The 384-nt window shown below is 55.5% G+C and carries 1 rRNA gene; it reads left to right on the plus strand.

Annotation, left to right across the window (positions count from 1 at the left end):
* A 23S ribosomal RNA gene (locus PZH32_RS11655) occupies positions 1-384 on the plus strand; the annotation flags it as partial.

Here is a 384-nt window from a genome sequence, read left to right on the forward strand (position 1 = left end):
CTGTCTCGACAGCCCGCCCGGCGAAATTGTAGTACCGGTGAAGATGCCGGTTACCCGCGACAAGACGGAAAGACCCCATGGAGCTTTACTCCAGCTTGATACTGGGATTCGGTATTGTATGTACAGGATAGGTGGGAGGCTTTGAAGTGGTTACGCCAGTAGCCATGGAGCCGCTGTTGGGATACCACCCTTGCGTTACTGGGTTTCTAACCATGGTCCATGATCTGGATCGGGGACAATGTCAGGTGGGGAGTTTGACTGGGGCGGTCGCCTCCGAAAGGGTATCGGAGGCGCTCAAAGGTTCCCTCAGAATGGTTGGAAACCATTCGAAGAGTGCAAAGGCAGAAGGGAGCTTGACTGCGACACCGACGGGTGGAGCAGGTA

Origin of the sequence: Adlercreutzia equolifaciens, assembly GCF_029076695.1 — a bacterium.
GTDB classification, from domain to species: Bacteria; Actinomycetota; Coriobacteriia; order Coriobacteriales; family Eggerthellaceae; genus Adlercreutzia; species Adlercreutzia equolifaciens_A.